This window comes from Streptococcus sp. NM, from assembly GCF_003390135.1.
Classification (GTDB): Bacteria; Bacillota; Bacilli; order Lactobacillales; family Streptococcaceae; genus Streptococcus.
In genome coordinates, this window is the sequence record NZ_QUOS01000008.1 from 36,135 (window position 1) to 45,060 (window position 8,926).

An 8,926-nucleotide genomic window follows, 5' to 3' on the forward strand; every position below is an offset into this window, starting at 1 on the left:
GTAATTTTTCAACTGCTCTTTCTTATTTATTTAGCATAATCTACTGCACGAAGCTCACGAATCACGGTTACCTTGATATTTCCTGGGTAATCGAGATTATTTTCAATTTTCTCACGAACTTTGTGAGCCAAGATTGTGACTTTGTCGTCCTTGATTTGTCCTGGATTGACCATGATACGGATTTCACGTCCTGCTTGAAGGGCAAAGCTATTTTGTACCCCTTCAAAGCCGTTAGCAATTTCTTCCAAATCATGGAGACGCTTGATGTAGCTTTCAAGAGACTCACTACGAGCACCTGGACGAGCTGCGCTCAAGGCGTCTGCTGCAGCAACGATAACTGCAATGACGCTCTCAGCTTCAACATCTCCGTGGTGGCTAGCAATCGTATTGATCACAACTGGGTGTTCCTTATACTTACGGGCCAATTCCATACCGATTTCAACGTGGCTACCCTCAACCTCACGATCAATGGCTTTTCCGATATCGTGAAGGAATCCAGCACGACGGGCAAGAGCCGCATTTTCACCAAGCTCACTCGCCATGATACCAGCCAACTTAGCAACCTCAATCGAATGACGCAAGACATTTTGTCCATATGAAGTACGGAATTGCAAACGTCCCATAATCTTCATCAAGTCAGGGTGAAGGTTTGGCGCACCAATCTCATAGGCTGCCGCCTCACCGTATTCACGGATCTTATTGTCAATCTCTTGACGGTTTTTCTCAACCAACTCTTCGATACGAGCTGGGTGGATACGACCATCTTTGAGCAACATTTCCATAGTCATACGGGCAATCTCACGACGAATCGGATCAAATCCTGACAAGGTCACCACTTCTGGTGTATCGTCGATAATGACATCAACCCCTGTCAAACTTTCAAAGGTACGAATGTTACGACCTTCACGACCAATAATGCGTCCCTTCATAGTATCGTCTGGCAGGTGAACCGTTGAGTTTGTTGACTCCGCCACATATTCACCAGCGATACGTTGCATGGCTTGAACCAAGATGTCCTTGGCCATTTTGTCAGAACGTTCCTTGACCTCTTGCTCAGCTTCACGAATGCGGCTAGCAATCTCCTTGGTCAAGTTTTCCTCTGTCTGAGCCAAGATAATATCTCGTGCTTCTGCCTGAGACAGGGCACCAATACGCTCTAGCTCTGCTTCTTTTTGTCTTTCGACTTCCTCTAATTGCTCTTCACGCGCATCAAGGTTTTTCGCTCTATCAGAAATACTTTGTTCTTTTTGTTCAAGTGTTTGTTCTTTACTCGTCAAATTGTCGTCTTTACGGTCAAGGCTAGTAGCTCTCTCGGTCAAGCGACTTTCGATTTGTTTGAGTTCTTGACGTTCTGATTTGAATTCAGCGTCCACTTCTTCACGGTATTTTCTGGCTTCTTCTTTGGCCTCCAATAGTGCTTCTTTTTTAAGAGACTTGCTCTCACGTTTGGCTTCATTAACAAGTAAATCTGCTTCACGCTCAGCTTGTCCACGTAAATTAGTTGCTTCTTGTTCAGCATTTAAAAGCATCAACTCTGCAGCTTCCTGAGATGATTTCATCTTGGCTGAGATGCTGACATATCCAATGACTAAACCAATGATGACGGCAAAAACAGCAATCGCAAGCGACATGATTTCCATGTTTTTACCTCATTTTATTGTTATTCCGAATGACATACATTCTTTTACATTCTACCATAAAAAAGTGATTTTCACAAACCTAAATTGAAGAGTTTTGTGTGAAGTTTTGGGACTACAGTCCCTTGAATTTTTGAGTAGATAACTCATTGTCACTATCAAAAAGTTCCACAGAATCTCTACAGCTATGGATTATCTTGTACCGTGCCGAATAGTGTTCCGCTAAATTCAAACATTTTACTTTCAAGTCTTTGAAAATTCACTTTAGGAAATTACAGCTTCTCTTCAAGGTCAAATTTGTCATAAATTAACTGTTTTTTTATTTAGTTGTATCAATTTATTTCTTAAGTATTAGTTTATCCTCATCGAGAGCTTTTAAAATATACTCATTAATCAATTTATTATCTTCGTCATTTTTTGAAAAATAAGTTTTAATATTATTGGGAGTTCTATATTCTAATAGACGATGGATAACATCATCACTTCTATCATGGAACCAGGTCCAATCTACTTCAGGATAAAGTCCTCGAATATCCTCTTCAATATCTTTTAAAATCTCAAAATCAGAAAAATATCCTTTTCTACTTAATCTGTATAAATCTGATACAGATTTTTCTCTTGGTTCTGGAAAAGTTTTAACCCCCTCAACTCTTTTATCATTAATTCTTTTAATCAAATAATGGTAGATTTTATTTTGTATCTGAGGAAAATCATAGACATTAGAGCTCATCAGATCAATTACTTTATGGTAAATAATGTTTTCTGATTCTTCATAAGCTTTTAAAATATCTAGAATGTCATCTTTAATATCATCTTCAAAATACTTAAATAAGTGACATATCAAGTCAGAATATTCTATGATATTTTTTATATTGTCATTTTTATATTTTATTCTTAAAATATCTGTATTAAACTTCTCGAGTACTATTATTGCAGTTTCCTTATCAGTTGAGCAATATTCTAGTAACCGTGAATAGAGTGGATACACTGAATTATATAGAGAAAAATTTTTCTCCAAAATTTCATTTAAATGTTTATTTACAATCCCAATTATCTTAGATTTCAATGAATTTTTATCAATAGCATCCATATTAGCGAGGACATTTTTAATAAGTCCCTTAACTTCCTCGCTCCAATTATAATACAGTGTCTGAGTATTTAAAATATCTATTACTCTTTCTATGTCAATATCATCAACAAGAGGAAGAAAAGTTAGTATATTTTTAAGTTCTCGAAGTTTTTCATCCTCAGTAATTTTAAGACTTTCTTGAAGATGAGTAATTCGATTCAACAAATATTCTTTTGCTTCCTCAGTAACTTTTATTTTGCCAAATGAATAGTTTCTAAAATATAAATTTACAACCTTAAAATCTATACTCGGCAGAATTAATTGGACATCATCCAAATCAAGATTTTTAAGCCAAGAGGCTGTTCTATCAAAAACACTTGCCTCAGGTTTGACATATGAATTATCATAACTGAGTAATAATATTTCTAAATATCTATTAATGATTGATTTATAAATCTTATAATGTTCAACACATAAACAATTTAATTTTAAAAAGTTATAAAGATTTTTTACTGTAAACTCCGCATTAAAGAGATGATTATTTTCAGACCACCCTCCTCTTCTATAGTTTTCATGCTCTTCACGAATTTCATCAAATAATTCATTAATCGTTTCTAATTTTTTATATAAAAAATTGAGACTAAGGATTGAATCTCTAAAAAATTCTATAATCTTTTTCTCATCTCCTGTAACCGAGTTAATAATTTGTTCTGTTAATTCGTTTAATTCTCCATCATAAAGTGGCTCTGCATAACTAGGTGTTTTTTCGTATCTATCAATTATTTGAATTTGCTGAAAATTAAATTCACAAACTAAAAAATTAAAATAGTCTTTCTGACGAAATGCTATATTAGCTAGTTCTCTAAATTTTGCTTTTGCTAAGGAATATTGTTTTTCTTCATACAACTTAAAAGCCTTACTTAAGAATCGATTCCCCTTTAAATCTCTAGGCTCACCAATCTCCATATCTAGAAAGCGGTTTAATAAAGATTTTTTAGATACCATAATTCGTAATTCTTCATGACCATCAATTTCAAATCTTAATTGATCATTTCCAAACCAGCAATACTCATCATCCCAGTTTAAAGCCCTTTTCTTTAAATCAGAATATCTAGAAAAATCTTTCGCATCAATAAAACTAAGTCTATCTAAAAAAGCCAGTTGATTCCATAAATCATCAGCATTATTTACATCTTGACTTCGGTTTTCTGATAGAACCTCTAAAAAATCTTTTGTCCTGCAATACAATTTGTTCTGTTTTTCTGATGTCTCCTGACCTAGATTCTCTTCATTAGAGATAATGAAAATTCCTTGCTTCTTATAATACTCTCGAATGATCATAGACGGTTCCTCGGGAGTATAAAAATAAGCATTTTTAGCATCCAATTTAAATGTATTTTGAATCATTCTAAAAATTGAATTAAAAGTCGAATCACTTAGAGAATACCCCACAAACAATAGAGTATGATTCATTATCAATGACTGGATTAAAGTAGAAATCATTGGGAAGTTCAAATGATAGTCTGAATAATCATCTTCTTTCAAAACAATATTTTTCTTACTGAAGTCACCATGCATTTTAATCAAGTATCTTTCCGAACTCGTATAAGGGATGTCTTTATCTTCAGCTACTACATTGTACTTTAACAAGCCACTTTCAAACTGACTCTCCAGAAGTGAATCATAGTTTGTCGTAATGATATGTTTTGGTGCTATTTTTTCTATTAATTTATGTAACTCATTTGGTTTACTTAAACCCTTCTTAAAGAAAATTTCTTCTATCTTTTTTGTGTACTGATTTTTTCCAAAAGTATCATAATAATACTGTGCAATTCTCAGGGGACTATCTGTTCTTTCTTCTGGTAAGTTCAACTCTTTTTTTAATGATTGAATCAATTCGCCCCAAGTTGGCAGATTAGAATTTGCTGAAATCCCTGCACCGACAAACAAAACTAAGGAATTTTCTTTAATAGAATTCTTTAGTTGAGTTATAGATAAGTTATAATTTTCTTCCATATTTGAACCATCCTATTATTAGCTTGTATTATCTAAATACAAATTATCCTTATAAATCTTCTTTTTTATTACATCATCTTAAACAAAAGTTTATCATGGTTTATAAATATAAAAATTTATTTGTCTTTTATTTTCAATTTATGATTTTTAATATAACCAGTTCTCTTCATTATACCACAAAATAACAAGCATAAAGCGGGTTCAAGGGACAAGAATCTAGTTATTATACTAAAATTTTTCACTGGCTTTTTAACTTATGAAATATGTCATTTTCCAAACAACTTTATCTTTAATTTATTAGCTAAAATTTCTAAAATAAAAAGCCTACCTTTCAGTAGACTTAGTTTGTTTCTATTCTTATCGGTACTCTTCCAAAATTCTGCTCTGCTATACTTGGATTTCCCAGTTGGTAAATCTGGTCTGCCTTTTGGGTCATAGCATCCCAAGGTTCTTTGCCAATTCGGCTGACTAGATGGACCTGCTCTTTCAGAGACTTGAGATGTTGTCTGCCTTTTTCGGTAAAGCCAAGGACATGAATGTCTTCTGGCAAGTCATTTTCTCTAGCCTGCACCAAAATATAAGTCAAAAGGCGTCTGACACGCGCCTTGGTATAACGCTTGGTCGCAACCGCTTCGACAAATTCTTCCACAGACTGGACTGTCTTGATGGCATCCTTGATGCGCACAGCCATTTCTTGATTGACCTGATAGATAGTAGTTAGGTCGGGATTTGACAAGATTTGATAGCGGAGCAAAGGAAAATAGTTGTCCCAACTCACCTTATTAGCCTGCTCAAAGAGAGCAACAGATGGCATAAAGCGTTCTAAGAAGTGTTGGTCCTTCTGGTGCTGACGGAGGGCTGTCGCCGAGGCAAAGTCCACATCCTTGTCGACAGAATGGTAACCAGCCCCCTGACGCTGAATCGGATGCAGGTTGATGTTGCGTCCTGCAACCGCCTTGGCATAGGCCAGAGCAAGAACATGATTGGGCGTATTGCCTGAAAAATCAAGACCTGCAAATTCCTGCCACATAGCTTGGGTTTTCTGTGGATAGGAAAGAGAATCAGGCAGATTTTCCACAAAATTCTCCATCTCAGCACCTTGCTCTGTGTATAAGTCAGCGATTTTCTGGTAATCTAGAACTTCCTCCGTACCAAAAACTAGGCTATCAATGCCCAACTGAGCCAAGATATCCACAGCTCCTTGGCCAAAGAAATCTGCCGCCTGAACACTGACTAGAAAGGGCAATTCAACCACCAAATCTGCTCCGTTTTCCAGCGCCATCTGGGCCCGAGTCCACTTGTCTACGATAGCAGGCTCTCCACGTTGCATGAAATTCCCAGACATGGAAACAATTTTCAGTCCCTCAGCCTGATCCAGCAGGTATTTATGCCCATTATGAAAAGGATTAAACTCCGCGATAATACCTGTGATGGTCATGATGTTCTCCTACTTCTGCGCAACAAAAAACCAACGGGTACTAGTTTCTGTAGGCTCTTTGTCCTCAAAGTCTGCATAGAGTTTGAAAGACTTAAATCCAGCCTGCTCCAGCAAAATATCATAGGTCAAGACCTCATAAGTCCGCTCCTCATGCACTTCATCGTGACGACTAAAGGAACCGTCAGACTCCTTGATAAAGAAAGTCAGCTCATGGACGATAGAGTGAGGTGCTGCATCCTCATAAGTATCCCAGAGCATGGCGAAATCTTCCGCATTTTCATGGTAGGAATAGCCTGGAAAAACTTCATCTGTCTGGTAGGTTGAATGCACATCAAAGATGAAAACTCCATCTTCATTAAGAGCATTATAAACTTCCTTAAAGACGTCCCCTACTTCCACCTCATCCGGCATGTAGCAGATTGAGTCCGAGTAACACGTGACAAAATCATATTGACCTGCCTTAGACAAATCTAGCATATTGCCTTCAATAAAATCAATCTTTTGCTTGGCTGAAGCAGCTCTCTTCTCAGCAATCTTCAACATATCCGCGCTCAGGTCCAGTCCAGTCACATCAAAACCAGCCTGAGAGAAGCGCACAGATTGAATTCCTGTCCCACAAGCCAGTTCCAAGAGTTTCTTTCTCTCCTTGGTCTTAGGCAAATGACGAAGCGAAAAATCCGTCCATCTATCGTATAAACTGTCGTCCATGACCGCATCGTAAACAGCCGCAAAAGTTTCATAAGTTGCCATAATCATGATACCAAGAGCGTCAATGGCAAACACCACTCGCCCTTTACCTTTCTATCAATTTTTCTAAAATAAGCAAAGAAACCCAGTTGACTACAACTGAGTTCATCTTCTAAACAAGAGCTTCTGAAATATCTACTGAATTTGCCTCATGCCATAGCTTTTCTAGGTTATAGTGGGCACGCATTTCTTCTGAAAAGACATGCACAACGACAGCGCCGAGGTCTAGTAAGACCCAACCTCCAGCTGCATCGCCTTCGATATGGCTACCTTTAAAGCCTGCATCCGCTACTTTTTCACGGATGTTATCAGCGATAGCGTCCAACTGACGGCTATTCATTGAACTAGTAATAACAAAGTAATCCGTCACGCTAGTCAAATCTTGTACATCAAGTGCGAGGATATCCTCTGCACGTTTTTCATCAGCCGCTTTCACGACTAGTTCTAGTAATTCTTTTTCGTTCATTTAGTCCTCTTTCAAATAGTGCACAAAGGCGTTATAGGTTTCAAGGGTTTGGGGATAGATAGGGAATCCCTGATGAGCTAGATGCTCCACAGTGCGAGCTGTCTCATAAGCTACTGCCTTATTAAGTGACAAACTTGCAATCTCACGCGCCACATCAACTCCTGGAAAGGCACGATTGTGCTCGATATAGTCTGCGACGTAGATGACTTTATCTAGGTCTGTCATCTGACCAGCACCGACTGTATGGATTTCAATGGCTCGTAGAATTTCAGAATCATGCAAATTCAAATCTTCCTGAATCTTGTAGATGCCAACCATACCATGCCAGACATTATTGCCCCAGTTTTTGAGGTCAGGGTCTAGCTGATAACGGTCAATCAAGTCCAGAAATTCCTGATCTGACAACTTCTTAGCATAGTCATGAAGAAGACCTGCTAGCCCTGCTTTCTCGGCATCAACTCCAAATCGCTGAGCCAGTTCTATGGCTGCACGCTCCACACCCAAACAATGGGTTAAGCGTTTTTCAGGTAGAAGCTCTGCCATTTTTTCCAACAAAGCCTCACGGGAGCAGTTGATATAGTCTTGATAGGCCATCAGTAGAGCCCCTCCTTCTCGATGTAGTCTAGCACAGGCTGAGGTAGGAGAAAGTTAGGTTTCCGACCTTGGGCAAGGAAGTCACGCACCATGCTGGACGAGATATCCATGAGAGGCACATCCACCCAGATAACTGGATAAGAAGTCCCTGCCTTGTAGCGTGGGCGCTGAACTCCCACAAACTGAACCATATCAACCAGTTCATCAATTCGGTACCACTTAGGCAGATAGTCCACCATATCGGCACCGATGATAAAGTAATAATCCGTATCTGGATTCTTCTCTGTTAAAATCTTCATGGTGTCGTAGGTATAGGAAATGCCCTTGCGCTCCAACTCAATAGTTTCAATATTCAGACCTTCAATCCCCTCAATCGCCAACTCAAGCATCTTGAGACGATGGTGTTCAGGGATTGTTTCCTTTTTATCTACATGAGGAGGTTGGTATTCAGGCATAAGCAGAACTTGATCTAGTCCCAACTGTTGCCGTACTTGGTCCGCAACAATGAGATGAGCATTGTGAACAGGGTTAAAATTCCCCCCTAAAATCCCGACTTGTTTGCGTTTTTTCTCCTTGATTTCTGGCTCCAACTCTACCTTGGTAAAGGGAGTCAATAATTCGATTGCCATAGGCTAGTCTCCTTTATTTCTCTGTAAAAACAGTTATTTGGAGTATCGTTTTTAGATTTCTTTGACTTTTTTAGAAATCTTGCGATTTTCTTTCTTGCTGGATTGTTTAAACAAAATCAAGATTCGTCCGATTTTTTGGACTGTGTCCACACCGATTTCTTCTTCCAAAATTTCAGCTACTTCGTGGATATTTTCATCGGTGTTTTGCAAAAGAGTCACCTTGATCAATTCACGGGCATCAAGAGCTTGACGGACGCTGGTTTTGATTTGGTCGTTGAGTCCATTTTTCCCGATTTGGATGATGGGTTTGAGGGTGTGTGCCTGGCTGTT

At 38.2% G+C, this 8,926-nt stretch carries 8 protein-coding genes; all 8 read right to left on the reverse strand.

Annotated features, from left to right (window positions below; translation table 11 throughout):
* Positions 1-26 precede the first annotated feature (26 nt).
* Positions 27-1,640: a ribonuclease Y gene (locus tag DXN33_RS09250; protein WP_115904937.1), complete on the reverse strand. Its 1,614-nt coding sequence runs from the start codon at positions 1,638-1,640 to the stop codon at positions 27-29.
* Between the two features lie 334 nt (positions 1,641-1,974).
* Entirely contained in the window at positions 1,975-4,722 is a 2,748-nt protein-coding gene (locus DXN33_RS09255) for an SIR2 family protein (RefSeq protein ID WP_115904938.1), read from the reverse strand.
* Positions 4,723-5,062: 340 nt separating this feature from the next.
* The gene (locus tag DXN33_RS09260; RefSeq protein ID WP_115904939.1) at positions 5,063-6,160 is read right to left on the reverse strand and encodes a nucleotidyltransferase; all 1,098 of its coding nucleotides are present in this window, start codon (positions 6,158-6,160) and stop codon (positions 5,063-5,065) included.
* Positions 6,161-6,169: 9 nt separating this feature from the next.
* Positions 6,170-6,910 carry a class I SAM-dependent methyltransferase gene (locus tag DXN33_RS09265; protein ID WP_309544226.1) on the reverse strand — a complete coding sequence of 247 codons (741 nt, stop codon included), beginning with the start codon at positions 6,908-6,910 and terminating at the stop codon, positions 6,170-6,172.
* Between the two features lie 109 nt (positions 6,911-7,019).
* Positions 7,020-7,373: a ribosome silencing factor gene (rsfS, locus tag DXN33_RS09270; RefSeq protein WP_115904940.1), complete on the reverse strand. Its 354-nt coding sequence runs from the start codon at positions 7,371-7,373 to the stop codon at positions 7,020-7,022.
* The gene (gene yqeK / locus DXN33_RS09275; protein ID WP_115904941.1) at positions 7,374-7,967 is read right to left on the reverse strand and encodes a bis(5'-nucleosyl)-tetraphosphatase (symmetrical) YqeK; all 594 of its coding nucleotides are present in this window, start codon (positions 7,965-7,967) and stop codon (positions 7,374-7,376) included.
* A complete protein-coding gene (locus tag DXN33_RS09280) occupies positions 7,967-8,596 on the reverse strand; it encodes a nicotinate-nucleotide adenylyltransferase (protein WP_000963709.1) in 630 nt (209 codons plus the stop codon). Before DXN33_RS09280 ends, yqeK begins: the two co-directional genes overlap by 1 nt.
* Positions 8,597-8,647: 51 nt before the next feature.
* A partial coding sequence (locus tag DXN33_RS09285) for a YhbY family RNA-binding protein (RefSeq protein WP_142745838.1) occupies positions 8,648-8,926 on the reverse strand: 279 nt, incomplete at its 5' end.